Annotated in this window: 20 protein-coding genes; 8 read left to right on the forward strand and 12 right to left on the reverse strand. The window is 61.9% G+C overall.

Annotated features, from left to right (window positions below):
• The first annotated feature begins 22 nt into the window (after positions 1 to 22).
• Positions 23 to 1,531, forward strand: a complete 1,509-nt coding sequence (locus tag DBR46_RS15465; protein WP_124526894.1) for a YifB family Mg chelatase-like AAA ATPase — start codon at positions 23 to 25, stop codon at positions 1,529 to 1,531.
• A gap of 10 nt (positions 1,532 to 1,541) precedes the next feature.
• Here DBR46_RS15465 and DBR46_RS15470 read toward each other — a convergent pair whose 3' ends face one another.
• On the reverse strand, positions 1,542 to 2,771 hold the full coding sequence (locus DBR46_RS15470) for a benzoate/H(+) symporter BenE family transporter (RefSeq protein ID WP_124526895.1): 1,230 nt from the start codon (positions 2,769 to 2,771) through the stop codon (positions 1,542 to 1,544).
• Between the two features lie 105 nt (positions 2,772 to 2,876).
• Here DBR46_RS15470 and DBR46_RS15475 point away from each other — a divergent pair, with 105 nt between their 5' ends.
• Positions 2,877 to 4,376, forward strand: a complete 1,500-nt coding sequence (locus tag DBR46_RS15475) for a PLP-dependent aminotransferase family protein (RefSeq protein WP_124526896.1) — start codon at positions 2,877 to 2,879, stop codon at positions 4,374 to 4,376.
• A 41-nt stretch (positions 4,377 to 4,417) separates the two neighbouring features.
• Here DBR46_RS15475 and DBR46_RS15480 read toward each other — a convergent pair whose 3' ends face one another.
• Together DBR46_RS15480 and DBR46_RS15485 are read right to left on the reverse strand one after the other, a co-directional pair.
• Complete coding sequence (locus tag DBR46_RS15480) at positions 4,418 to 6,394, reverse strand: methyl-accepting chemotaxis protein (RefSeq protein WP_124526897.1); 1,977 nt, start codon at positions 6,392 to 6,394, stop codon at positions 4,418 to 4,420.
• Positions 6,395 to 6,574: 180 nt separating this feature from the next.
• Positions 6,575 to 7,492, reverse strand: a complete 918-nt coding sequence (locus DBR46_RS15485; RefSeq protein ID WP_124526898.1) for a LysR substrate-binding domain-containing protein — start codon at positions 7,490 to 7,492, stop codon at positions 6,575 to 6,577.
• 152 nt (positions 7,493 to 7,644) lie between these two features.
• Here DBR46_RS15485 and DBR46_RS15490 point away from each other — a divergent pair, with 152 nt between their 5' ends.
• Positions 7,645 to 9,048, forward strand: a complete 1,404-nt coding sequence (locus DBR46_RS15490; protein WP_124526899.1) for a NorM family multidrug efflux MATE transporter — start codon at positions 7,645 to 7,647, stop codon at positions 9,046 to 9,048.
• Between the two features lie 138 nt (positions 9,049 to 9,186).
• Here the strand turns inward: DBR46_RS15490 and DBR46_RS15495 are convergent, their stop codons facing one another.
• A complete protein-coding gene (locus tag DBR46_RS15495; protein WP_124526900.1) occupies positions 9,187 to 10,851 on the reverse strand; it encodes a bifunctional diguanylate cyclase/phosphodiesterase in 1,665 nt (554 codons plus the stop codon).
• Positions 10,852 to 11,106: 255 nt separating this feature from the next.
• Between DBR46_RS15495 and rep the strand changes: the two genes are divergently transcribed.
• Entirely contained in the window at positions 11,107 to 13,116 is a 2,010-nt protein-coding gene (gene rep / locus DBR46_RS15500; protein WP_124526901.1) for a DNA helicase Rep, read from the forward strand.
• 57 nt (positions 13,117 to 13,173) lie between these two features.
• Entirely contained in the window at positions 13,174 to 13,746 is a 573-nt protein-coding gene (locus tag DBR46_RS15505) for a xanthine phosphoribosyltransferase (RefSeq protein WP_124526902.1), read from the forward strand.
• Between the two features lie 123 nt (positions 13,747 to 13,869).
• Here the strand turns inward: DBR46_RS15505 and DBR46_RS15510 are convergent, their stop codons facing one another.
• The 6 genes from DBR46_RS15510 to dadA all read right to left on the reverse strand — a co-directional run bounded on the left by DBR46_RS15510 (position 13,870) and on the right by dadA (position 19,963).
• Entirely contained in the window at positions 13,870 to 15,792 is a 1,923-nt protein-coding gene (locus DBR46_RS15510) for an acetyl-CoA hydrolase/transferase C-terminal domain-containing protein (protein WP_124526903.1), read from the reverse strand.
• Positions 15,793 to 15,929: 137 nt separating this feature from the next.
• On the reverse strand, positions 15,930 to 16,340 hold the full coding sequence (locus DBR46_RS15515) for a cytochrome c5 family protein (RefSeq protein WP_026136673.1): 411 nt from the start codon (positions 16,338 to 16,340) through the stop codon (positions 15,930 to 15,932).
• Positions 16,341 to 16,521: 181 nt separating this feature from the next.
• Complete coding sequence (locus DBR46_RS15520; protein WP_003176893.1) at positions 16,522 to 17,070, reverse strand: cupin domain-containing protein; 549 nt, start codon at positions 17,068 to 17,070, stop codon at positions 16,522 to 16,524.
• 116 nt (positions 17,071 to 17,186) lie between these two features.
• Positions 17,187 to 18,260 (reverse strand): alanine racemase, encoded by a 1,074-nt coding sequence (alr, locus tag DBR46_RS15525; protein WP_124526904.1) that lies wholly within the window; start codon positions 18,258 to 18,260, stop codon positions 17,187 to 17,189.
• A gap of 76 nt (positions 18,261 to 18,336) precedes the next feature.
• A complete protein-coding gene (locus DBR46_RS15530) occupies positions 18,337 to 18,690 on the reverse strand; it encodes a RidA family protein (RefSeq protein WP_017135862.1) in 354 nt (117 codons plus the stop codon).
• Positions 18,662 to 19,963: a D-amino acid dehydrogenase gene (dadA, locus tag DBR46_RS15535; RefSeq protein WP_124526905.1), complete on the reverse strand. Its 1,302-nt coding sequence runs from the start codon at positions 19,961 to 19,963 to the stop codon at positions 18,662 to 18,664. Before dadA ends, DBR46_RS15530 begins: the two co-directional genes overlap by 29 nt.
• A 155-nt stretch (positions 19,964 to 20,118) precedes the next feature.
• Between dadA and DBR46_RS15540 the strand changes: the two genes are divergently transcribed.
• Positions 20,119 to 20,607: an Lrp/AsnC ligand binding domain-containing protein gene (locus DBR46_RS15540; RefSeq protein WP_003176896.1), complete on the forward strand. Its 489-nt coding sequence runs from the start codon at positions 20,119 to 20,121 to the stop codon at positions 20,605 to 20,607.
• A 144-nt stretch (positions 20,608 to 20,751) separates the two neighbouring features.
• Here the strand turns inward: DBR46_RS15540 and DBR46_RS15545 are convergent, their stop codons facing one another.
• Positions 20,752 to 21,105, reverse strand: coding sequence for a YkgJ family cysteine cluster protein (locus DBR46_RS15545; protein WP_016975913.1), 354 nt, complete (start codon positions 21,103 to 21,105; stop codon positions 20,752 to 20,754).
• Positions 21,106 to 21,220: 115 nt separating this feature from the next.
• On the opposite strand from DBR46_RS15545, the gene DBR46_RS15550 reads away from it, so the two are divergent.
• On the forward strand, positions 21,221 to 22,513 hold the full coding sequence (locus tag DBR46_RS15550) for an FAD-binding oxidoreductase (RefSeq protein WP_124526906.1): 1,293 nt from the start codon (positions 21,221 to 21,223) through the stop codon (positions 22,511 to 22,513).
• Here the strand turns inward: DBR46_RS15550 and DBR46_RS15555 are convergent, their stop codons facing one another.
• A complete protein-coding gene (locus DBR46_RS15555) occupies positions 22,514 to 22,738 on the reverse strand; it encodes a DUF1127 domain-containing protein (protein ID WP_124526907.1) in 225 nt (74 codons plus the stop codon). It abuts the gene before it with no gap.
• 166 nt (positions 22,739 to 22,904) lie between these two features.
• On the opposite strand from DBR46_RS15555, the gene DBR46_RS15560 reads away from it, so the two are divergent.
• Positions 22,905 to 24,329, forward strand: a complete 1,425-nt coding sequence (locus DBR46_RS15560) for a PLP-dependent aminotransferase family protein (protein WP_124526908.1) — start codon at positions 22,905 to 22,907, stop codon at positions 24,327 to 24,329.
• The last annotated feature ends 52 nt before the right edge of the window (positions 24,330 to 24,381 follow it).

Below are 24,381 nucleotides of genomic sequence, written 5' to 3' on the forward strand. Positions count from 1 at the left end.
CTCTCCATTTCAAGGAACGATCATGTCCCTCGCCATCGTCCACAGCCGCGCCCAGGTCGGCGTCGAAGCCCCGGCGGTCACCGTCGAAGTGCATATGGCCAATGGTTTGCCGTCGCTCACCCTGGTGGGCCTGCCCGAAACCGCCGTCAAGGAAAGCAAGGACCGCGTACGCAGCGCCATCCTCAATAGCGCGCTGCAATACCCTGCCCGCCGCATCACCCTCAACCTCGCGCCCGCTGACCTGCCCAAGGACGGCGGGCGTTTTGACTTGGCGATTGCCCTGGGCATCCTGGCCGCCAGTGTGCAAGTGCCGGCGCTGATGCTCGATGACGTGGAGTGCCTGGGCGAACTGGCGCTGTCCGGCGCGGTACGTGCGGTGAAGGGTGTATTGCCAGCGGCATTGGCGGCACGCAAGGCCGGGCGCACCGTGATAGTGCCCAGGGCGAATGCCGAGGAGGCGTGCCTGGCGTCGGGCTTGAAGGTGATTGCAGTAGATCACCTGTTGCAGGTCGTGGCGCATCTGAACGGGCACCAGCCGATTGAGCCTTACAAGTCCGATGGCTTGCTGTACTTGAACAAGCCCTACCCGGACTTGAGCGAAGTGCAGGGCCAACTCGCGGCCAAGCGCGCCCTGTTGATTGCGGCAGCAGGCGCACACAACCTGCTGTTCAGCGGGCCTCCCGGAACGGGCAAGACCTTGCTCGCCAGCCGCCTGCCCGGTTTGTTGCCGCCACTGAGCGAACAGGAAGCATTGGAAGTGGCGGCGATTCAATCCGTGGTCAGCCTGGCGCCCCTGAGCCATTGGCCGCATCGCCCGTTTCGTCAGCCCCACCATTCGGCGTCAGGGCCGGCCTTGGTCGGCGGCGGATCAAAGCCGCAGCCAGGGGAAATCACCCTGGCGCACCACGGCGTTTTGTTTCTGGACGAGTTACCGGAGTTTGATCGCAAGGTGCTGGAGGTTCTGCGCGAACCTTTGGAGTCGGGGCACATCGTCATCTCCCGCGCCCGCGACCGGGTGAGCTTCCCCGCGCGCTTTCAATTGGTGGCGGCGATGAACCCCTGCCCCTGTGGCTACATGGGCGAACCCAGCGGGCGCTGTCGCTGTACGCCGGAGCAAGTCCAGCGCTATCGCAACAAACTCTCCGGGCCGCTGCTGGACCGGATCGACCTGCACCTGACCGTCGCCCGGGAGACCACCGCGTTGAACCCGGCGCCGCAAACCGGCGACAACACGGCCACCGCATCGGCACTGGTGGCCCAGGCCCGGGAGCGCCAGCACAACCGCCAGGGCTGTGCCAATGCATTCCTGGATTTGCCTGGGCTGCGCCAGCATTGCGCGCTGTCCAAGCCGGATGAAGCCTGGCTGGAAAGCGCGTGCGAACGGCTGACCCTGTCCCTGCGCGCCGCCCACCGGCTGCTGAAAGTCGCGCGCACCCTGGCGGACCTGGAGCGCGTGCAGACTATCGGTCGCCAACACATTGCCGAAGCCCTGCAATACCGGCCAGCAGCGTGCAGCCAGGCTGATCACTGATAGGCGAGCCTTATCGCGTGGAGCCCTTGATCGAAACGTCTGCTGCCGCCTTTCTCCTGGGCAGGTGGCCATTGAGCAGGGCATACGCTGCCAGCCCGATCAACAGCCCCCAAAACGCCCCGCCTATGCCCAACAAGGTGATGTTGGCGGCGCACGCCAGGAAGGTGATCAGCGATGCTTCACGGGATTTGGCATCAGCCATGGCGCTGGCCAGGCTGGCGCCGATGGTACCGAGCAGGGCCAGCCCGGCCAGCGTCGTAATGAAGGTGGCCGGGAACGCCATGAACACCGCGGCCAGCGTCACCCCGAAGACCCCGATGAGGATGTAGAACACGCCTGCGGCAACCCCCGCGACCCAGCGCCTGGACGGGTCCTGCGAGGCTTCCTTGCCGGTACAGATGGCGGCAGTGATGGCCGCCACGTTGAACGCGTGGGAGCCAAAGGGCGCCATTAATAGCGAGCCCAGCCCCGTCACCGTGAGGATCGGGTTGGCGCTGATCTTGAAGCCATCGTTGCGCAGCACCAGCATGCCCGGCATGTACTGCCCCGTCAGTGTGATCAGAAACAACGGCAGTGCCACGCTGAGCAGCGCATTAAGCGAAAATTCAGGCGGGGTGAACACCGGCGCCGCCAATTGCAGCGAAAGCCCCGAAAGATCCACACGCGCCTGCGTCAACAGAAACGCCAGCCCAAGCACCAGAATGCCCACGACGGCATAACGTGCGGTAAACCGCTTGAGCAGGATGTAAACGGCGATCAGCAAGCCGACCAACACCGGGTCGAGGCTCATGCCCGCAAACGCGCCCACACCGAACGGCAGCAGGATACCGGCGAGCAACGCGGCGGCGATGCCGGGCGGAATCAAGCGGATGAGTTTTTCGAAACAGCCCGACAACCCCAGCAACACAAAGGCAGCAGCTGACAGCATGTACGCACCGACCGCCTCGGCGTAGGGCGTCGTGGACAGCGCAACCACCAGAAACGCCGCGGCAGGCGTCGACCACGCGGTAATGATCGGCTGGCGGTTTGCCCAACTCAGATACAGCCCGGTGACGCCAACGCCAATCGACACCGACCACACCCACGACGCCGTCAGCTCAGGGCTGAGTCCCGCGACCCTGGCCGCCTGGAACACCAGGATAAAGGTGCCGCCATAATTGACGAGCACCGAAATGAGCCCGGCAATCACCGGGTGGAACAGGTCGCGCCAGCGCAGCGGCGACGATAGCGAAGAGGACATGGGGCTTTGCTCCTTGCGGTGGATAGGTGATAGCGGCAAGCGTTAAAGTCTACGGAGAGACTGGCCTGCCACTACCGGCCAATTCATCAAGGATGAGCAGACCGCATGGCAAAAACGTTCGAACTGGAAACGCTGCAGATACGGCTCAATGATGCTGAATTCCACCTGCTGGACCTGCACCAGCGTATCCAGCGCGCATTGCGGGCGCTGATCCTCGACGGCGTGCTGGCACCCGGTTTGAAGCTGCCGGCGACGCGGGTGCTGGCCACATCACTGGGGCTTGCCCGCGACACGGTGGAAAACGCCTACGTGCAGTTGCACCGCGATGGTTTCATCGTGCGGCGCGCAGGCTCTGGCAGTTATGTGTGCGATGCCATCGGCACCGAATTGCGCGGAGCCTCACGCCGACGCATCAAAGCCAAGGAAGCCAAAAGCAGCCAGGTGGCAGACGGTGCCGGCTTGAGCCAGCGCGGGCAGATGATCCTCGACAGCGGTGGCGTGAACGATCAACAGGTCATCAAGGCATTTGCCACCGGCCTGCCGGAAACCCGGACGTTTCCGACAGCCGTCTGGGAGCGCCTGCAACGCCAGGTGATGAAGGACCATCGCAGCAACGTGCTGTTGCACGGCGACCCGCAGGGGGCTGAGCCGTTGCGCAAAGCCATCGCCACCTATTTGAACCTGGAGCGTGGGGCGAAATGCTCGCCGGACCAGGTCCTGGTGCTGAGCAGCACGCGCCAGGCGCTGTTCCTTTGCGCACAGCTGCTGGTGGACGTAGGCAAGCCGATCCTGTTGGAAAACCCGGGGTACTTTGGCGCGAAAAAGGCGTTTGAAACCGCCGAGGCCAGGGTTGTGCCGATCGACGTCGATGAACAGGGCATACGCACCGATCTGTTGCACGCCGACCGCAGCGGCGCCCATTGCGTGTATGTGACGCCCTCCCACCAATACCCGACCGGCGCCACGTTGACCCTGGAACGGCGTCTTGAGTTGATCAACTGGGCAGCGGAAAAGGGCAAGTGGATCATCGAGGATGACTATGACAGCGAGTTTCACTACCAAGGCAACCCCACCGCCTGCGTGCAGGGCCTGGACAAGTACCGGCGCACGCTCTACATCGGCACCTTCAGCAAGACCCTTTACCCCGGCCTGCGCATGGGCTACATGGTGCTGCCAACCGAACTGGTCAACGCCTTCACCTACGCCCGCAGCATGATGGACGGCCACACGCCGCAGGTCCTGCAACTGACGCTGGCGCGCTTCATGGAAGACGGGCATTACAACGCCCACGTACGGGCCATGCGCAAACTCTACGGCGCACGCCAAGCGATCATGTTGGAGGCTATCGGCAAGCATCTGCACGGTGTGGTGACAGCCTGTCGCCCGCCGGGCGGGCTGCAAATCCCGTGCTTGTTGCACGAGGGTTGGTCGGAAGAAAAAACCATCCGCCAAGCCGCCAGCGCCGGTGTGCAGTTGCCCGGTCTCAGCCGGTTATATGCCGGCGCTGAAAAAAAGCAGGGCTGGCTGCTGGGCTACTCGTCCTTGAACGCCCATGAAATCGAAACCGCCATGGTGCGCTTGGCCGGTGCGCTGAAAAGACCCTAGGCCGACCCGGTTCCGAGGAACCGGGCGCGCCTTGTTTAGCGTCAACGGAAGCGATCGACCTCTTGGCGCAAGCCTGCCGCCAACGTCTCCAACTCCTTGGCCGTAATCGCCAGGTTCGACACCACTTCACGCTGCTCGCTGTTGGCCAGCGCAATGCTCTGCAAGTTGCTGCTTAGCAACGTCGCCGTGCTGCTCTGCTCCTGGGTTGCCGTGGTAATCGCGGCAAACTGCTGCCCCGCCGAGCGGCTTTGCTCGTCGATGCGTGCCAGGGCCGAGGCCACGTCGGCGTTGCGCGACAGGCCTTCCTGCATCAGCACATTGCCGTGTTCCATGGTGGTGATGGCGTTGCCGGTTTCCTGCTGGATACTCTGGATCATCCCGGAGATTTCGTCGGTGGCCTCGCGGGTGCGCGACGCCAGGTTGCGCACCTCATCGGCGACTACCGCAAACCCACGGCCCTGCTCACCGGCACGTGCGGCTTCGATGGCGGCGTTGAGTGCCAGCAGGTTGGTCTGGTCGGCGATGGAGGTGATCGTGCCGACGATTCCGCCGATCTCCTGGGAACGCTGGCCGAGGGTGTTGATCACCGTGGCCGTGCTGTTCAGCGCGGTGGCGATATGTTCCAGGGACGACGAGGCCTCCTGCATCGAGTTGCGACCGATGCGCGTCTGCTGGGCGTTTTCCTGGGCGAGGCGCTCGGTATTGCCCATGTTGTCGGCAATATTCAGCGAGGTGGCGCTGAACTCTTCCACGGCGCCGGCCATGCTGGTGATCTCGCCAGACTGCTGCTCCATGCCTTCATAGGCACCGCCAGACAACCCGGACAACGCCTGCGCCCGGCTGTTGACCTCTTCGGACGCCTTGCGGATATGCGAAACCATGGTCGACAACGCTTCGCCCATCTGGTTGAAGCTACGCGCCAGTTGGCCGATTTCGTCATGGCTGGACACGTTCAAGCGCGCGCTTAAATCGCCGGCCCCCAAGGCCTCGGCTTGGCGCACCAGGTCGCTCAATGGCTGCAATTTGCTGCGCAACAGCCAGACAGCCGCACCAACCGCCAGCAACATCGCTAGCACGCTGCCGATCACCAGGCGAATCCCCACGGCCCAGGTGACTGCACGGATCTCAGCCTTCGGCATGCTTGCCACCACCGACCACGGACCGCCCTCGAACGGCACCGCAACGCTGTAGAAGTCTTCGTTCTTGTCGCTCCAGAACCGCCCGGCACCCGGCTTTTTCGCAAGATCGAGCACTACCGGGATTGCCTGGTCCAACGCCTGCACGCCCGCCGGTGGCACCAGCCACTTCTTCTGCTCATCGAGCAAGGCCAGGGAGCCGGTCTGGCCGATGCGGAAACGCTTGAGGTTGTCGAACTGGGCGTTCTGCGCGTCGGTGTAGTCGAAGCCCACAAACAACACGGCAATGACCTTGCCTGCGCTGTCGCGGACCGGTGTGTACTGGGTCATGTAGGAGCGTTCGAACAATACCGCACGACCAACGTAGTTCTGCCCGGCCAGCAGGCGTTGATAGGCCGGATGCTGGTGATCCAGCGCAGTACCGATGGCGCGGCTGCCATCCTGTTTGGTCAGGGAGGTGCTGATGCGGATAAAGTCCTCGCCGTTGCGCACAAATACCGTGGCCACGCCGCCCGAAGTGTCCTTGAACTCATCGACTTCGGCGAAATCGTTGTTCAACAGATCGCTGCCCAGGTAGAGGCTCGGGGTCTGTACGCCGGCCACGGTGACCGGCTGGTCGGCACGCACGCTCAAACCGGCGCCGAAGCGCTTTTCGAACAGCCCGCTCAAACGCTGGGTGCTTTCGCGCAAGGTGCTGTGGAAGGTATTGAGTTGGTCGGCGAGCAGGCGCGCTTCGCTGGCCAGGTGCTCCTCGCGGGTGTCGAGGTTGGCGGAGTCGAGGGAACGCAAGGCAAACACGGTACTGCCGCTGATGACGACAGCCAGAATCACGGCGAGCGCGAGGCCTAGCTGGGAGGCAATCCGAGCGCGAGGTTGAGACATGACAGCTCCTGGCCGAGGCCAGGATCATCCTGATCTCATAGCGCTGCTCGGCAATTTATCTAGTGGGAAGCGTTGGGGCACGATGGTTCCAACACACCTACTTCGGCGTGCGCGGGCAATACTTGAGCGATTCACAGGGTTATCGCGCAAACGATTGCATGAACGGTGCGCGACGCGTCATTACAGGCGCTCGACCTGGGGCAGTTCCATGGCCTTGACCTCGCTTTGCAGGAAGTCCGCCAAGCGCCGCAAACGCTCACCGCCGGGGCGGGTTTTCGGCCACACCAGGTAGTAACTTTCCCCACTGGCCACGGCGGTGGGCCACGGCAGGCTCAAGCGCCCCTGGGCCACATCTTCGGCCACCATCAATAAATCCCCCATGGACACGCCGTAGCCCCGCGCGGCGGCGATCATGCCCAGTTCAAGGGTGTCGAACACCTGCCCGCCCTTGAGCGATACCTGCGACGACAAGCCCATGCGCTCCAGCCAACTGCGCCAGTCGCGGCGGTCCGGCGTAGGATGCAACAGCTCGGCTGTCGCCAGGCGTGCCGCGTCCCACGGCCCGTCGTCCAGCAAGTTCGGGGCGCCGACCGGAATCAGCAACTCCGGGTACAGGTAGCACGCGTCCCAATCCGCCGGGAAATGCCCGTAGCTCAACAGCACCGCACAGTCGAAGGGCTCCTGGTTGAAATCCACCTCATCCACGTTCATCCACGCGCTGGTCAACTGCACTTCGTTGCCCGGCTGCAAGGCGCGGAAACGACTGAGCCGCGCCAGTAACCAGCGCATGGTCAGGGTGGAAGGCGCCTTCATGCGCAGGATGTCATCTTCGGCGTTCAAGGTATGGCAGGCGCGCTCCAGTGCCGCAAACCCCTCGCGCACGCCAGGCAACAACAGGCGTGCGGCTTCAGTGAGCTGCAAGGTGCGGCCGCTGCGCTGGAACAGCCGGCAGGCGAAGTGATCCTCAAGGGTGCGGATATGCCGGCTCACCGCACTTTGCGTAATCGACAGTTCTTCCGCCGCGCGGGTGAAGGAGTTGTGCCGGGACGCGGCTTCAAAGGCCCGCAAGGCGTAAAGAGGAGGAAGACGACGAGACATTGGGAAATCTCCGACAGCAGGATAGCGAAACCCTACCAGAATCAATCAAGCATGAGTTTTAATCATGTGAATCATCGCTTTTTTCCCTTTGTGCAATCGGCCGAGAGCGCCGAGAATCAACCCTTCCACAACCCTCTGACTCTTTGAGCGTGATGATCATGCAGCATCCAGCACGTACCGAACTCTGGGCCATTCTGCGGCTGTCGGGGCCGTTGATTGCCTCACAGTTGGCGCACATGCTGATGGTGCTGACCGACACCCTGATGATGGCCCGCCTGAGCCCCGAAGCCCTGGCCGGCGGCGGCCTGGGGGCGGCCAGCTATTCGTTCGTGGCGATTTTCTGCATCGGCGTGATTGCCGCCGTGGGCACCCTGGTGGCGATCCGTCACGGCGCGGGCGATATCGAAGGCGCCACCCGCCTGACCCAGGCCGGGTTGTGGCTCGCCGTGCTGATGGCCCTGGCGGCGGCGTTGCTGCTGTGGAACCTCAAGCCGGTGCTGCTGATGTTTGGCCAGACCGAAACCAACGTGCAGGCGGCGGGGCAATTCCTCACGATCCTGCCCTTCGCCCTGCCCGGCTACCTGAGTTTCATGGCCTTGCGCGGCTTCACCAGCGCCATCGGCAAAGCCACGCCGGTGATGGTTATCAGCCTGTGTGGCACGGTCATCAACTACCTGCTCAACCATGCCTTGATCGAGGGCATGTTTGGCCTGCCGAAACTGGGCTTGATGGGCATCGGCCTGGTCACGGCCATTGTCGCCAACGGCATGGCCCTGGCGCTGATGTGGTACATCCGCAGCAACCGTGCCTATGCCGCTTACCCGCTGGGCACGGGCCTGCTGCGCCTCAATACCACCTACCTGCGCGAGCTGTGGCGCCTGGGCCTGCCGATTGGCGGCACCTATGCGGTAGAGGTCGGTTTGTTCGCCTTCGCGGCGCTGTGCATGGGCACCATGGGCAGCACACAGTTGGCGGCGCATCAGATCGCCCTGCAGATTGTCTCGGTGGCGTTCATGGTGCCGGCGGGGATGTCCTACGCGGTGACCATGCGCATCGGCCAGCACTACGGCGCCGGGCAGTTGCTGCAAGCACGCCTGGCTGGCCGGGTCGGCATCGGTTTTGGGGCGACGGTAATGCTTGGGTTTGCCGCCGTGTTCTGGTTGTTGTCCGACCCGCTGATCGGGCTGTTCCTTGACCACAATGACCCGGCGTTCCACGACGTGATCGTGCTGGCCGTCAGCCTGTTGGCCGTGGCGGCGTGGTTTGAGTTGTTCGACGGTGTGCAGACCATCGCCATGGGCTGTATCCGTGGGCTGAAGGACGCCAAGACCACGTTCCTGGTGGGCCTGGGTTGCTACTGGCTGATCGGTGCGCCAGCGGCGTGGCTGATGGCGTTCACCCTTGGCTGGGGGCCGACCGGGGTGTGGTGGGGCCTGGCGCTGGGGCTGGCGTGTGCGGCGCTGGGGCTGACGTGGGCGTTTGAGGCGAAGATGAAGCGGATGATTCGGCGGGAGCCGCAGGTTCATCCGCAATTCCAGGCTGCGCTTCCGGACTAGAAAATGTACGCGGTCAATGTGGGAGCTGGCTTGCCTGCGATGCTGACAACTCGGTCGTCCAGCAAAACCGAGGTGATTCAATCGCAGGCAAGCCAGCTCCCACACAAGCCAGCTGCCACAGTTAACCGGGTTTGCAATTCAGCCAAGCAGTGCTTCCCGGCCCTTGCCAAAGGTGAGGTATTCCACCAACTCCGGCAACGGCAACGGCTTGCTGATCAAATACCCCTGGGCCTGGTCACACCCAAACAACCGCAACAACGCCAGTTGCTCAGGGGTTTCCACACCCTCGGCCACCACTTCCAGGTTGAGGTTGTGGGCCAGGTTGATCATCGCGTGCACCAGCTTGCGGTTCTCTTCGCGCTCTTCCATGCCGCCGACAAAGCTCTTGTCGATCTTCAACAAGGCAATCGGCAGGCTGTTCAGGTGCACGAACGATGAGAAACCGGTACCGAAGTCATCCAGGGAAAAGCGCACGCCGAGGCGGCCGAGGGCGTCCATGGTCTGCTTGACCAGATCGCTGCGGCGCATCACCGCGGTTTCGGTCAGTTCGAATTCCAGCCATTGCGCTTCCACGCCACGTTCGGCAATCAACCGGCTGAGGGTGGAAAGCAATTGGCTGTCCTGGAACTGGCGGAACGACAGGTTGACCGCCATGTGCAGCGGCGGCAGGCCGCGTTCGCGCAGGTCCTGCATGTCGCGCAGGGCGCGGGAAATCACCCAGTAGCCCAACGGTACGATCAGGCCGCTTTGCTCGGCCAGGGGCACGAATTCGCTGGGCGGCAACAGGCCACGTTCGCCGTGACGCCAGCGCACCAGGGCTTCCAGGCCGACGATATGCCCGTCGTCCAGGTCCAGGCGCGGCTGGTAGTGCAACTCCAGTTCGTCACGGCGCAAGGCCCGGCGCAGTTCACTTTCCAGGTCGGCCAGGCTGCGCGCATTGCGGTTGATGCGTTCGTTGAAGATATGAAAGGTGCAGCCTTGGGTGCTTTTGGCTTGCTGCATGGCGATATGCGCGTGCCACATCAGCGGGTCGGCCCCGGCGCTGGCACGGGCATGCGCCACGCCCAGGCTGCAACCGATCAACAGGCTTTCGCCATCGACCCAATAGGGTTCGGCCATGACTTCGGTGATGCGCTCGGCCATCCACTCGGCGCGCTGGGGCGCACGGCGGGTGTCGATCAGCAAGGCGAATTCATCGCTACCCAGGCGCGCCAGTTGGTCGCCGGCCTCCAGTTGGCTCTTGAGCCGCGAGACCACTTGCAGGATCAACCGGTCGCCGGCCTGGTGGCCGAGGGCGTCGTTGGCATGGCGGAAGTTGTCGAGGTCCAGGTGACCGAGGGCCAGGCCGCGGCCTTCGTTCTCGGCCAGCCGCGCCGCCAGCAGGGTCTGGAAACCCTGGCGGTTGGCGATGCCGGTGAGCGGGTCCTGTTCGGCCAGGCGCTGCAGGGTGGTCTCCAGCACGCCGCGTTCGCGAACGTGGCGCAGACAGCGGCGCAGGGTGTCGGCGTCCAAGGCGGTCTGCACCAGCCAGTCGCTGACCCCCAGCGGTGAAACCAGCGGTTCCTGCTCCAGCAGCAATACGCAGGGCAAGCTGCATCGGCCGGGGCCAGGTTGCAGGCCTGGCGTGGTCAATAGCACGGCACCGTGGTCGTCATCGAACAGACGACTTACGGAATCCCAATTTGGCGCGCTGATCAGCACAGCCCCATCGCCCATCGGCGCCAGGCACTCGCGCAACAACGCTGCCCACGCGGGCTCATCGGCCAGCAGCAGCAAACGCAAGGGTTCGACAGGCGTAGACAAGCTAGCTCCCTAGACTCTGCAAGAATTCGTTGGCGGCGGGCATTATGACGTGCGGCCTGATAATCACCAATGATAGGGGTTATCAAACACGCAGGTTGTAAACATTAGTCTCAATTGCCCTGACATCCTGCGGCAAAGTATCAAAACCGGCAAATTTAGATCGAGTGGTACGTCACACTGTCGTTCTGACAGAGCAGAATCCTGCCAGCCTGTTAAAATGCCCGCCCTTTTGAATAACGACTCCTGAAATTCTGTATGTCCCGACTCAATCCCCGGCAGCAAGAAGCCGTGAACTACGTCGGCGGCCCTCTATTGGTGCTCGCCGGTGCTGGCTCCGGCAAGACCAGCGTGATCACCCGCAAGATTGCGCACTTGATCCAGAACTGCGGCATCCGCGCCCAGTACATTGTCGCCATGACCTTTACCAACAAGGCGGCACGGGAAATGAAAGAGCGCGTCGGCACCCTGCTCAAGGGTGGCGAAGGCCGTGGCCTCACCGTGTGTACCTTCCACAACCTGGGCCTCAACATCATCCGCAAGGAACACGTGCGGCTGGGCTACAAGCCAGGCTTCTCGATCTTTGACGAGACCGATGTGAAGTCGCTGATGACCGACATCATGCAGAAGGAATACGCAGGCGACGACGGCGTGGACGAGATCAAGAACATGATCGGCGCCTGGAAAAACGACCTGATCCTGCCGCCCCAGGCCCTGGAAAACGCACGCAATCCCAAGGAACAGACCGCCGCCATCGTCTACACCCACTATCAGCGCACGCTCAAGGCGTTCAACGCGGTGGACTTCGACGACCTGATCCTGCTGCCCGTGAAGCTGTTCGAAGAGCACGCCGACATTCTGGAGAAGTGGCAGAACAAGGTGCGCTACCTGCTGGTGGACGAATACCAGGACACCAACGCCAGCCAGTACCTGCTGGTGAAAATGCTCATCGGCAAACGCAACCAGTTCACCGTGGTGGGCGACGACGACCAGTCGATCTACGCCTGGCGCGGTGCGCGCCCGGAAAACCTGATGTTGCTCAAGGACGACTACCCGTCCCTGAAAGTGGTGATGCTGGAGCAGAACTACCGCTCCACCAGCCGCATCCTGCGCTGCGCCAACGTGCTGATCTCGAACAACCCCCACGAGTTTGAAAAACAACTGTGGAGTGAGATGGGCCACGGCGACGAGATCCGTGTGATCCGCTGCCGTAACGAAGATGCCGAAGCCGAACGCGTGGCCGTCGAGTTGTTGACCTTGCACCTGCGTACCGACCGGCCCTACAGCGACTTTGCGATCCTGTATCGCGGGAATTACCAGGCCAAGTTGATCGAGCTGAAGCTGCAGCATCACCAGATTCCGTATCGCCTGTCGGGCGGCAATAGCTTTTTCGGACGCCAGGAAGTGAAAGACCTGATGGCCTACTTCCGGTTGATCGTGAACCCGGACGACGACAACGCCTTCCTGCGCGTGATCAACGTACCGCGCCGCGAAATCGGTTCCACCACCCTGGAAAAGCTCGGCAACTATGCGACCGAGCGCAAGATCTCGATGTACGCCGCCACCGACGAAATCGGCCTCGGCGAACACCTGGACACCCGTTTCACCGACCGCCTGTCGCGCTTCAAGCGCTTCATGGACAAGGTCCGCGAGCAGTGCGCCGGCGAAGACCCGATCAGCGCCCTGCGCAGCATGGTCATGGACATCGACTATGAAAACTGGCTGCGCACCAACAGTTCCAGCGACAAGGCCGCGGATTACCGCATGGGCAACGTCTGGTTCCTGATCGAAGCGCTGAAGAACACCCTGGAAAAAGACGAAGACGGCGAGATGACCGTCGAAGACGCCATCGGCAAGCTGGTGCTGCGCGACATGCTGGAGCGCCAGCAGGAAGAGGAAGACGGCGCCGAAGGTGTGCAGATGATGACCTTGCATGCCTCCAAGGGCCTGGAATTTCCCTACGTGTTCATCATGGGCATGGAAGAGGAAATCCTCCCACACCGCTCCAGTATCGAAGCTGACACCATCGAAGAAGAACGCCGACTGGCCTACGTGGGCATCACCCGCGCCCGCCAGACCCTGGCCTTCACATTTGCCGCCAAGCGCAAGCAATACGGCGAGATCATCGATTGTGCCCCCAGCCGGTTCCTCGACGAACTGCCGCCGGACGACCTGGCCTGGGAAGGCAATGACGACACCCCGACCGAGGTGAAAGCCGTTCGCGGCAACACCGCCTTGGCGGACATACGCGCGATGTTAAAGCGCTAGAATCGACTACTTTTTAATCTACTTTCGGCGCGTATTGCGTCAACAGAGGAAGCTTTCGTGGAAGCACTGCACAAGAAAATTCGCGAAGAAGGCATCGTGCTTTCCGATCAGGTACTCAAGGTCGACGCCTTTCTGAACCACCAGATCGATCCGGCGCTGATGAAACTGATCGGCGACGAATTCGCTGCGCTGTTCAAGGACTCGGGCATCACCAAGATCGTCACCATCGAAGCCTCGGGCATTGCGCCGGCGATCATGACCGGCCTGAACCTGGGCGTACCGGTGATTTTCGCGCGCAAGCACCAGTCCCTGACCCTGACTGAAAACCTGCTGTCGGCGACCGTTTACTCGTTCACCAAGCAGGTGGAAAGCACCGTGGCGATCTCCCCGCGCCACCTCACCAGCAGCGACCGCGTGCTGGTAATCGATGACTTTTTGGCCAACGGCAAGGCGTCCCAGGCGCTGATTTCGATCATCAAGCAGGCCGGCGCCACCGTCGCCGGCTTGGGGATCGTGATCGAGAAGTCGTTCCAGGGTGGCCGTGCGGAGCTGGATGCGCAGGGTTATCGGGTTGAATCGCTGGCGCGGGTGAAGTCGCTGGCGGGTGGTGTGGTGACCTTCATCGAGTAAGGGCACGGTTAAAAATGTGGGAGCTGGCTTGCCTGCGATAGCGGAGTGTCAGGCGACATCAATGTCGCTGTACCACCGCTATCGCAGGCAAGCCAGCTCCCACAGTTGGTTTTGTGGTGTTTGTTAAGTTGCGGTGGCCTGTAGACCGGCGAGCAAGAGCCGCTGGTACAAATCCTCTTTGAGCCCTTCCGGCTTATCCAACCCCATCCGCTTCAAATGCCCGGGAAACACCTCCGGCTCCGGCGCATCCAACGCCGCCTTGCCCAACTCCAAAATCTCCGTCAGCTTGAATTTGCTCTTGAGCCAGTTCAACGCGCGCAACAGATCCCGCTCTTCATCGCTGAAATCGCTGCCCAGCGGATATTCCGGGAACAACCGCGAATGCCGCGCCTGAATCGCCTTGAGGCGCTCCGGCGTGTTGTCGGCAAAGCGCACATCCAACTGGAAATCCTTGGGCAACTTGCCGGCCTTTTGCGCTTGCTCGATCAAATCGCCCTGGAAACGTGAGTCGGTGATATTGAGCAACGCCTCGATCACCTTGGCATCGGTCTGACCGCGCAAATCGGCGATGCCGTACTCGGTGATGACAATATCCCGCAGGTGTCGGGGAATAGTGCAGTGGCCGTAGTCCCAGACGATATTGGAACTGACCTCCCCCGCCGATTCGCGCCAGCTGCGCAGGATCAGGATCGACCGCGCACCTTCCAGCGCATGGCCCTGGGCGACGAAGTTGTATTGCCCGCCGACACCGCTGAGCACGCGGCCATCTTCCAACTGGTCAGCCACACCGGCGCCGAGCAAGGTCACCATGATCGCGCTGTTGATAAACCGCGCATCCAGGCGTTGCAGGCGCTTGAGTTGTTCCTGGCCGTACAACTCGTTGATGTAGCTGATGCGGGTCATGTTGAATTCAAGGCGTTTGCTGTGGGTCATTTCCTGCAGGCGCTGGTAAAAACTGCGCGGGCCGAGAAAGAAACCGCCGTGGATCGAGACACCATCAGATTGTGCCGCCTCATCGAGCAGGCCAGCATTGGCCTGCTCCTGGGTCGCCACATCCGGGTAGACCTTACGCCGCACAATCCCGGCATCCGCCAACACCAACAGGCCGTTGACGAACATTTCGCTGCAACCATAGAGGCCACGGGCGAAGGGATCGACGCCGCCTTCATGGCTGATCAATGGCGCCCACTGATACACATCGAGGTCGCTCAGCAGCAAGCGATAAGCTTCGTTGTCGGCCTGACGCGCCAACAGCGCAGCAGTCAGCGCATCGCCCATGGAGCCGATGCCGATCTGCAAGGTGCCGCCATCGCGCACCAGGGTGCTGGCGTGCAGGCCGATGAAGTGATCCTGAAAGCCCACCGGCATATTCGGCGTGGAGAACAGTGTGGTGCTGTCTTTTTCGTCGATCAGGTAATCAAACGCGTCCATGCCCAGCTCGGCATCGCCGGGCATGTAGGGCAAATCGGTATGGACCTGGCCGACGATCAGAATGGTTTCGCCGGCGTCGCGGCGCTTGGCGATCATCGGCAGCAGGTCGAGGGTGATGTCCGGGTTGCAGCTCAGGCTCAACCGGTCGGGATGTTCACTGCTGCTGGCCACCAGTTGCGCCACCAGGTTCAGGCCGGCGGCATTGATATCGCGGGCGGCGTGGCTGTAGTTGCTGCTCACGTAATCCTGCTGGGCCGAGGCGCTGTGGAGCAGGCTGCCGGGCTGCATGAAGAACTGCTGCACGTGGATGTTTTTGGGCAGGCTGTCTTTACGCAGGTCGGCGAGGAAATCCAGCTCGGGATAATCACCAAACACCCGCTCGATAAAGGGTTCGAGAAAACGCTTCTGCAAGCCGTCGCCCAGCGGTGGGCGGCCCAGGCTGAGTGCGGTGTAGATCGTCAGCGCCCGCTCCGGCAGCTTGGCGATGCGCCGGTACAGCGCATTGACGAACAGGTTGGGTTTGCCCAGCCCCAAGGGCATGCCCATGTGAATATGCGCCGGCAAGCGCGTCAGTACGTCGTCAACTGCCTGCTCGATTGAACACAACTGCACCATCCGACCCTCCTGAACATTCCGTGATTAGGGGTTGGACAGAGAGTGGCGGGTGTTTGCTGCAAAGAACAGCCCTGAAACAAAAATCGCGAGCACAAAAAAGCCGCTCGTAAGCGGCATTTTTGGCGAAGATCGGTGGATTAGAGCCCGGACATCTTCTTGATGGCACCTTTAAGGTCGTCATCCGAGCAATCCGCACAGGTGCCTTTTGGCGGCATGGCGTTGATACCGGTGATCGCCTTGGCCAGGATGCCGTCGAGGCCGCCCTGGTGATCGGCGCGCTCTTTCCAGGCAGCGGTATCACCGATTTTCGGCGCGCCCAACAGGCCAGTGCTGTGGCAGGCATTGCAGTGCTTGGCGATGATCTCGTCCGGGGTTTTTGCCCCGCCGCCGCCAGCGACAACAGCGACTTCCATCCCCTTGCATTCCTGGCCCTGGACGCACACCTGGCCGACAGGCTCCAGGCGCTTGGCAATGTCGTCATTGGTCGCAGCTTGAGCGCTGACAGCCCATAGGGCCAGTACGGTTGCTGGTGCAGCCAGCATTTTCATAATTAGGTTCACGCGTTCACCCTCAATGGTGGCTATTCACGCCTGCGGCCACGGTTTCGCAGGCGGCGAAAGTATAACGGTTAGCCCGCCTGGCCGAAACAACCCTATTAAATAAAGGGAGATTCGGCTTCACGGATACAGCTGTGGGTGTGTCTGCAACGCTGGCAGCACGCCTCTTTTCTTAAAAGTTCGCGGGTGTGGCTGCGCTGATTAGTCGCGCCGGCACGTCGAACGGATTGCGAAAACGATGGGGCTTGGTGCTTTCAAAGTAGTAGCTATCGCCCGCTTCGAGCACAAAAGTTTCAAGACCGACCACCAATTCCAGGCGACCCTCCACCAGAATCCCGGTTTCTTCGCCTTCATGGGTGAGCATTTCTTCGCCCGTGTCAGCGCCCGGCGGGTAGATTTCGTTGAGAAACGCAATCGCCCGGCTTGGGTGCGCCCGGCCTACCAGTTTCATGGTCACGGCGCCGTCAGAGATGTCGATCAGCTCATTGGCTTTATAGACGATCTGCGTCGGTATTTCCTGGAGGATCTCCTCGGAAAAGAACTCGACCATGGACATGGGGATGCCGCCCAGCACCTTGCGCAAGGAGCTGATCGAGGGGCTGACGCTGTTTTTTTCGATCATCGAAATGGTGCTGTTGGTGACACCCGCGCGCTTGGCGAGCTCGCGCTGGGAAAGACCCTTCAGTTTACGGATGGATTGCAGTCGTTCGCCGACGTCCAATGCAGGAGCCTCCTAGGATTCAGGCTTTGTTGTAATTGAGCGTTATCATGGCGACAGCGTTCAGTATTTACAACACTTGGGCCTAAATCCCGGATAGCGACGTTCGTGCCTGGCGCTCAGTCGCCGGAATAGAGCCTTGGCACCCGGCGCAGGTTGCAGAAGATCTGGTAGGGAATGGTGTCAGCCGCGACGGCGATATCACTGGCGAGAATGTTTTTGCCCCACAGCTCCACCGTTGAGCCGAGGCCGGCCTGGGGCACGTCCGTCAGATCGACGCACAGCATGTCCATGGACACGCGACCCAGCAATTGGCTGCGCTGCCCGGCCACCAACACCGGCGTACCGGTCGGCGCATGACGCGGGTAGCCGTCGGCATAACCCATGGCCACCACACCGATGCGCATCGGCTTGGGCGTGATGAACCGCGCGCCGTAACCCACCGGCTCGCCGGCCGGCAGTTCGCGTACGCAGATCACTTTCGATTCCAGGGTCATCACCGGCTGCAAACGTGCGGCCACGGCCTGGTCTTCGCCAAACGGCGTGGCGCCGTACAGCATGATGCCGGGGCGTACCCAGTCGCTGGTCACGTTCGGCCAGCCCATCACCGACGGCGAGTTGCGCAGGCTGACCTCAGCGGACAAACCCTGACGAGCCGCTTCAAATACGGCCACTTGCTCATCGCTGCGCACGCAATCGAGCTCATCGGCGCGGGCGAAGTGGCTCATCAATACGATCTTGGCGACTTTGCCGCTGGCCAGCAGGCGTTGGTACGCCTCGTGGTAGTCCTTGGGATGTAGGCCGACGCGATGCATGCCCGAATCCAGCTTGAGCCAGATGGTCAACGGCTTGCTCAGCCGGGCCTGTTCGATCGCGTCCAACTGCCACAGCGAATGCACCACACACCACAGATCATGCTCGTTGATCAGCGGCAGCTCACTGGCTTCGAAAAAACCCTCCAGCAGCAACACCGGCGCACGAATGCCGGCGGCGCGCAGTTCCAGCGCTTCTTCGATGCACGCCACGGCAAAGCCGTCGGCCTCGGCTTCCAGCGCCTGGGCCACGCGCACGGCGCCATGGCCGTAGGCATCGGCCTTGACCACGGCAAGGGCCTTGGCCCCCGTGACTTCACGGGCCAATTGGTAGTTATGGCGCAGGGCTTGGAGATCGATCAGGGCACGGGCAGGACGCATGGCGGCAGGCTTCTAGGCAGCAGAGTGAAAAAACCGGTGCCGCCCAATATCGTCGGCACCGGGAGAGGATCTGGGTTTACGGCAGCGCAGCCACGACGGACAGCTCTACCAGAATTTCCGGTTCGCACAGTTTGGCCTCAACCGTGGCGCGGGCCGGGGCGACGCCTTTGGGCAACCACTTGTCCCACACCGCGTTCATGCCGGCGAAATCGGCATCGATGTCCTTCAAGTAGATCGTCACCGACAACAACTTGGTCTTGTCGGTGCCGGCCAGGTCCAGCAACCGCTCGATATTGGCCAGGGTTTCACGGGTCTGCTGTTCAATCCCGGCATTCATGTCGTCGCCGACTTGCCCGGCCAGATACACGGTACCGCTGTGGACAACGATCTGGCTCATGCGCTCATTGGTGAGCTGGCGCTGGATTGACATGTTTTGCGGACTCCTGGTGGTTGCCGTAACGGGAAATATCGAGGCCTGCGGCGCTGATCTGTGGGGTTTTCTTCGCCATCAGGTCGGCCAGCAAGCGGCCCGAGCCGCAGGCCATGGTCCAACCGAGGGTTCCGTGACCGGTGTTCAGGAACAGGTTCTTGAACGGCGTGGCACCGACAATCGGCGTACCGTCGGGTGTGGTCGGGCGCAGGCCGGTCCAGAAGGTGGCCTCGCTCAAATCGCCGCCCTGAGGATAAAGGTCGTTGACGATCATCTCCAGGGTTTCGCGCCGGCGCGGGTTCAGCGACAGGTCAAAACCGGCGATTTCCGCCATGCCGCCGACGCGGATGCGGTTGTCGAAACGGGTGATCGCGACCTTGTAGGTCTCGTCGAGAATGGTCGATGTCGGCGCCATCGCCGGGTTGGTGATCGGCACAGTCAGCGAGTAACCCTTGAGCGGGTACACCGGCGCCTTGATCCCCAGCGGCTTGAGCAGCTTCGGCGAGTAGCTGCCGAGGGCCAGCACATAGCGATCGGCGGTTTCCAGCTTACCGTCGATCCACACGCCGTTGATGCGTTCGCCAGCGTAGTCGAGGCGTTGGATGTCCTGTTCGAAACGGAATTCCACGCCCAGTTGCTTGCACATCTCGGCCAGGCGCGTGGTGAACATCTGGCAGTCGCCGGTCTGGTCATTCGGCAGGCGCAGGGCACCGGCGAGGATATCGGTGACACTGGCCAGGGCTGGCTCTACACGGGCGATGCCGGCGCGGTCGAGCAGTTCGAACGGCACGCCAGACTCTTTCAGCACGGCGATGTCTTTGGCGGCGCCATCCAGCTGGGCCTGGGTGCGGAACAGCTGGGTAGTCCCCAGGCTGCGGCCTTCGTAGGCAATACCGGTTTCGGCGCGCAGTTCGTCGAGGCAGTCACGGCTGTACTCGGACAGGCGCACCATACGCTCTTTGTTCACGGCATAGCGGCTGGCGGTGCAGTTGCGCAGCATCTGCGCCATCCACAGGTATTGATCAATATCGGCGGTGGCCTTGATCGCCAGCGGCGCGTGGCGCTGCAACAACCACTTGATGGCCTTGAGCGGCACACCCGGCGCGGCCCATGGTGAGGCGTAGCCTGGGGACACCTGGCCGGCGTTGGCGAAACTGGTTTCCATCGCAGCGGCGGGCTGACGGTCGACCACGACCACTTCAAAGCCGGCCCGCGCCAAATAGTAGGCACTGGTCACCCCAATGACGCCGCTACCCAAGACCAGAACGCGCATTTTTATATCCTCATCGCGGCTTGACCGCCGACGTGTGTTATTCGAGCAATGATGAGCGCAGTGTAAAAAACTATTGCCAGTGCATTTCACTATATAACCGCCTATATTTGGCGACAATTCTCGGCAAAAACCCTTTTCACAGAGGCGTATCCCCTATGCGTACCAACACCCAGACCAAGCGGGAGCTGGACAAGATCGACCGCAACATCCTGCGCATCCTGCAAACCGACGGGCGCATTTCGTTCACGGAGCTGGGGGAAAAGGTCGGGCTGTCGACCACGCCGTGCACCGAGCGCGTGCGTCGGCTGGAGCGTGAGGGGATCATCATGGGCTACAACGCGCGGCTCAATCCCCAGCATTTGAAGGGGAGTTTGCTGGTATTTGTCGAGATCAGCCTGGATTACAAGTCCGGCGACACCTTTGAGGAATTCCGCCGCGCGGTGCTGAAACTGCCCCACGTGCTGGAGTGCCATTTGGTGTCAGGGGACTTCGACTACCTGGTAAAAGCGCGGATTTCCGAGATGGCCTCGTACCGCAAATTGTTGGGCGATATCTTGCTCAAGCTGCCCCATGTGCGGGAGTCCAAGAGCTATATCGTGATGGAAGAGGTGAAAGAGAGCCTGAACCTGCCGATCCCCGATTAACCAGATAAAACTCGGTCAACTGTGGGAGCTGGCTTGTGTGGGAGCGGGCTTGCTCGCGAAAGCGGTGTGCCAGTCACTGAATGTGTTTCTGACACACCGCATTCGCGAGCAAGCCCGCTCCCACATTTAATCCGAGTACACCAGTCAGACCAGCACCTGCCGCGTGCTCGCCATGTATTCATGGATCTGCTTCTCCACCCGCGGGTGAATCAACTCCACCGGCCGCCGCCCATTGGGGCACGGCAAGGTCTTGGTGGTGCCAAACAACCGGCAGATCAACGGTCGCTCGTCATACACCGTGCAGCCGTTGGGCCCCAGGTGCACACAGTTCAGCTCGTCCATGGCCGCATCCTGCTCGGCTGCGGTCTTGCGCGGCAGGCGCGACATTTCCTCGGGCGAGGTGGTCACTGGCCCACAGCAATCGTGGCAACCGGGGACGCACTCGAACGAAGGAATCTGCCGGCGCAGCGCACTGATTTTCTGACTGTTGCAACTCATCGAAACACGTACCGAACGGCGAATAGACGTGGATTCTGCCGCAAAACGCCCTGCGCAGACAGCTTCGTCCGACCGCTGTATCCTGCGTCAAATTTTCCAAACAGGGATGCTCCCCATGACCGCCAGCGCCCGGCACACCACGTCCTACTACGCCGCCAGCAGCGTGCCGCAACCCGATTACCCGGCGTTGACCGGCGAAGTCACGGCCGATGTATGCGTGGTCGGCGGTGGGTTTTCCGGGTTGAACACCGCCCTGGAACTGGCCGAACGGGGTTTCAGCGTGGTACTGCTGGAAGCACGCAAGATCGCCTGGGGCGCCAGCGGGCGCAACGGTGGGCAGTTGATCCGTGGCGTCGGCCACGGCCTGGACCAGTTCGCCAACGTGATCGGCACCGACGGCGTGCGCCAAATGAAACTGATGGGCCTGGAAGCCGTGGAGATCGTGCGCGAGCGCATCGAGCGCTTCCAGATCCCCTGCGATTTGACCTGGGGCTACTGCGACCTCGCCAACAAGCCCCGCGACCTGCACGGCCTGGCCGAAGACGCCGAAGAATTGCGCAGCCTGGGCTATCGCCACGAAGTACGCCTGCTGAGCGCTGGCGAGATGAGCAGCGTGATCGGCTCCGAGCGTTATGTGGGCGGCATGATCGATATGGGCTCGGGCCACCTGCACCCGCTGAACCTGGCGCTGGGTGAAGCCGCCGCCGCGCAGCAACTGGGCGCGCAGTTGTTTGAGCAATCCGCAGTGACGCGTATCGACTACGGCCCCGAGGTCAACGTACACACTGCCCAGGGCAACGTGCGCGCCAAGACCCTGGTGCTGGCCTGCAACGCCTATCTGAATGGCTTGAACCCGCAACTTAGTGGCAAAGTGCTGCCGGCCGGCAGCTACATCATCGCCACCGAACCGTTGAGCGAAGCCCAGGCCGCCCAGCTGTTGCCACAGAACATGGCCGTGTGCGACCAGCGGGTGACAGTGGACTACTTTCGCCTGTCCGCCGACCGACGCTTGCTGTTCGGCGGTGCCTGCCACTACTCCGGCCGCGATCCGCAGGACATCGGCGCCTATATGCGTCCGAAAATGCTCAAGGTGTTCCCGCAACTGGCCGAGGTGAAGATCGACTACCAGTGGGGCGGCATGATCGGCATCGGCGCCAACCGCCTGCCGCAGATCGGCCGGCTGCCCGACCACCCCAACGTGTATTACGCCCAGGCCTATGCCGGCCACGGCCTCAACACCACGCACCTGGCGGGCAAACTGCTGGCCGAGGCCATCAGCGGCCAGCAACAGGGGCGCTTCGACCTGTTCGCCCAGGTGCCGCACATCACCTTCCCCGGCGGCAAGCATTTGCGCTCGCCGCTGCTGGCATTGGGCATGCTCTGGCACCGGTTCAAAGAGCTGGTGTGATCACCCGCGCCAGAACGGTTTGACCCCTTCCTGGCGCGCTTGCTCTGCGCTGAGGCCAATGTCCTGCAACTGCTCGGCGGTCAGCTCCAGCAAGGCCTTGCGCGTATGGCGGCGATGCCAGAACAGACTCCAGCGGCTGCTGGCCGGCGCCGCCAGCGTGCGCCCCTGCCCCGCTTCCAATTCCTGGCCGTGTAACGCCAACCGCACATCGCTCATGCCGCTCATTGTGTTGCCCCTCATTTGCCTGTTGCCATGAGTGACTAGGATGGGCGTGCAGGCAAAACCATTACAGATTCAATCAATTTATATTAAATCCATACAGACACTGCCTATAGGGCGCTGAATCCTGTATTTTCGCTGCATCTGTACCGGTCTCTTGGGAGCGACCACCATGACCCTCTACGTGAACCTCGCCGAACTGCTGGGTGCCCGCATCGAACAAGGCTTCTATCGCCCCGGCGATCGCTTGCCTTCCGTACGGGCCTTGAGCGTGGAACACGGGGTCAGCCTGAGCACCGTGCAACAGGCCTATCGCTTGCTGGAAGACAATGGCATGGCGATGCCCAAGCCCAAGTCAGGTTACTTTGTGCCGGTCGGCCGCGAGCTACCGGCCCTGCCGGAGATCGGGCGCCCGGCCCAACGCCCGGTGGATATTTCCCAATGGGATCAGGTGCTGGAACTGATTCGCGCCGTCCCGCGCAAAGATGTCATACAGATGGGCCGGGGCATGCCGGATGTATTGTCACCGACCCTCAAGCCCCTGCTGCGCAGCCTGGCCCGCGTGAGCCGTCGCCAGGATCTGCCAGGGCTGTATTACGACAACATCATGGGCTGTATGGCGTTGCGCGAGCAGATCGCCCGACTGTCATTGGATTCCGGTTGCCAACTGAACGCCGACGATATCGTGATCACCACCGGTTGCCATGAGGCACTGTCCGCCAGCATCCACGCCATTTGTGAGCCCGGGGATATTGTCGCGGTGGACTCTCCCAGCTTTCACGGCGCCATGCAGACCCTCAAGGGCCTGGGCATGAAAGCCCTGGAAATCCCCACCGACCCGATCACCGGCATCAGCCTCGAAGCTCTGGAACTGGCCCTGGAACAGTGGCCGATCAAGGTCATCCAGCTGACCCCCAACTGCAACAACCCCCTGGGCTACATCATGCCGGAGGCACGCAAGCGGGCACTGCTGACCCTGGCCCAGCGCTTTGACGTGGCGATCATCGAAGACGATGTGTATGGCGAATTGGCCTACAGCTACCCGCGCCCGCGCACGATCAAATCCTTCGACGAAGATGGCCGCGTGCTGCTGTGCAGTTCGTTCTCGAAAACCCTGGCCCCGGGCCTGCGCATTGGTTGGGTAGCACCGGGGCGTTACTTGGAACGGGTGCTGCACATGAAATACATCAGCACCGGCTCCACCGCGACCCAACCGCAGATTGCCATTGCCGAGTTTCTCAAAAGCGGTCATTTCGAACCGCATTTGCGGCGGATGCGTACCCAATATCAGCGCAATCGCGACTTGATGCTCGATTGGGTCAGCCGTTACTTCCCCGTGGGCACACGGGCCAGCCGCCCCCAGGGCAGCTTTATGCTGTGGATCGAGCTGCCAGACGGCTTTGACACGCTGAAACTCAACCGGGTCCTGATGGAACAAGGCGTACAGGTGGCCGTGGGCAGTATCTTCTCGGCTTCCGGCAAGTACCGGAACTGCCTGCGCATGAACTACGCTGCCAAGCCAACCGCGCAGATTGAAGAAGCGGTGCGCAAGGTCGGCGCCGCCGCGATCAAGCTGCTGGCCGACACGGTGGACTGACCTTTCGCGGGAAATGGCCGTCATATGCCTACAACCGCCCTGACCCGGAAGC

The organism is Pseudomonas sp. KBW05, from assembly GCF_003852405.1.
Classification (GTDB): domain Bacteria; phylum Pseudomonadota; class Gammaproteobacteria; order Pseudomonadales; family Pseudomonadaceae; genus Aquipseudomonas.

Excerpts from the sequence above, each read along its gene's own strand:
- DBR46_RS15480 (WP_124526897.1), bottom strand. The coding sequence starts at position 6,394 with ATGTCTCAACCTCGCGCTCGGATTGCCTCCCAGCTAGGCCTCGCGCTC.
- DBR46_RS15530 (WP_017135862.1), bottom strand. The coding sequence starts at position 18,690 with ATGTCAATCCAGCGCCAGCTCACCAATGAGCGCATGAGCCAGATCGTT.
- DBR46_RS15560 (WP_124526908.1), top strand. The coding sequence starts at position 22,905 with ATGACCCTCTACGTGAACCTCGCCGAACTGCTGGGTGCCCGCATCGAA.
- DBR46_RS15485 (WP_124526898.1), bottom strand. The coding sequence starts at position 7,492 with ATGTCTCGTCGTCTTCCTCCTCTTTACGCCTTGCGGGCCTTTGAAGCC.
- DBR46_RS15540 (WP_003176896.1), top strand. The coding sequence starts at position 20,119 with ATGCGTACCAACACCCAGACCAAGCGGGAGCTGGACAAGATCGACCGC.
- DBR46_RS15470 (WP_124526895.1), bottom strand. The coding sequence starts at position 2,771 with ATGTCCTCTTCGCTATCGTCGCCGCTGCGCTGGCGCGACCTGTTCCAC.
- DBR46_RS15465 (WP_124526894.1), top strand. The coding sequence starts at position 23 with ATGTCCCTCGCCATCGTCCACAGCCGCGCCCAGGTCGGCGTCGAAGCC.
- rep (WP_124526901.1), top strand. The coding sequence starts at position 11,107 with ATGTCCCGACTCAATCCCCGGCAGCAAGAAGCCGTGAACTACGTCGGC.
- alr (WP_124526904.1), bottom strand. The coding sequence starts at position 18,260 with ATGCGTCCTGCCCGTGCCCTGATCGATCTCCAAGCCCTGCGCCATAAC.
- DBR46_RS15555 (WP_124526907.1), bottom strand. The coding sequence starts at position 22,738 with ATGAGCGGCATGAGCGATGTGCGGTTGGCGTTACACGGCCAGGAATTG.
- DBR46_RS15545 (WP_016975913.1), bottom strand. The coding sequence starts at position 21,105 with ATGAGTTGCAACAGTCAGAAAATCAGTGCGCTGCGCCGGCAGATTCCT.
- DBR46_RS15510 (WP_124526903.1), bottom strand. The coding sequence starts at position 15,792 with ATGGTGCAGTTGTGTTCAATCGAGCAGGCAGTTGACGACGTACTGACG.
- DBR46_RS15515 (WP_026136673.1), bottom strand. The coding sequence starts at position 16,340 with ATGAAAATGCTGGCTGCACCAGCAACCGTACTGGCCCTATGGGCTGTC.
- dadA (WP_124526905.1), bottom strand. The coding sequence starts at position 19,963 with ATGCGCGTTCTGGTCTTGGGTAGCGGCGTCATTGGGGTGACCAGTGCC.
- DBR46_RS15475 (WP_124526896.1), top strand. The coding sequence starts at position 2,877 with ATGGCAAAAACGTTCGAACTGGAAACGCTGCAGATACGGCTCAATGAT.
- DBR46_RS15490 (WP_124526899.1), top strand. The coding sequence starts at position 7,645 with ATGATCATGCAGCATCCAGCACGTACCGAACTCTGGGCCATTCTGCGG.
- DBR46_RS15550 (WP_124526906.1), top strand. The coding sequence starts at position 21,221 with ATGACCGCCAGCGCCCGGCACACCACGTCCTACTACGCCGCCAGCAGC.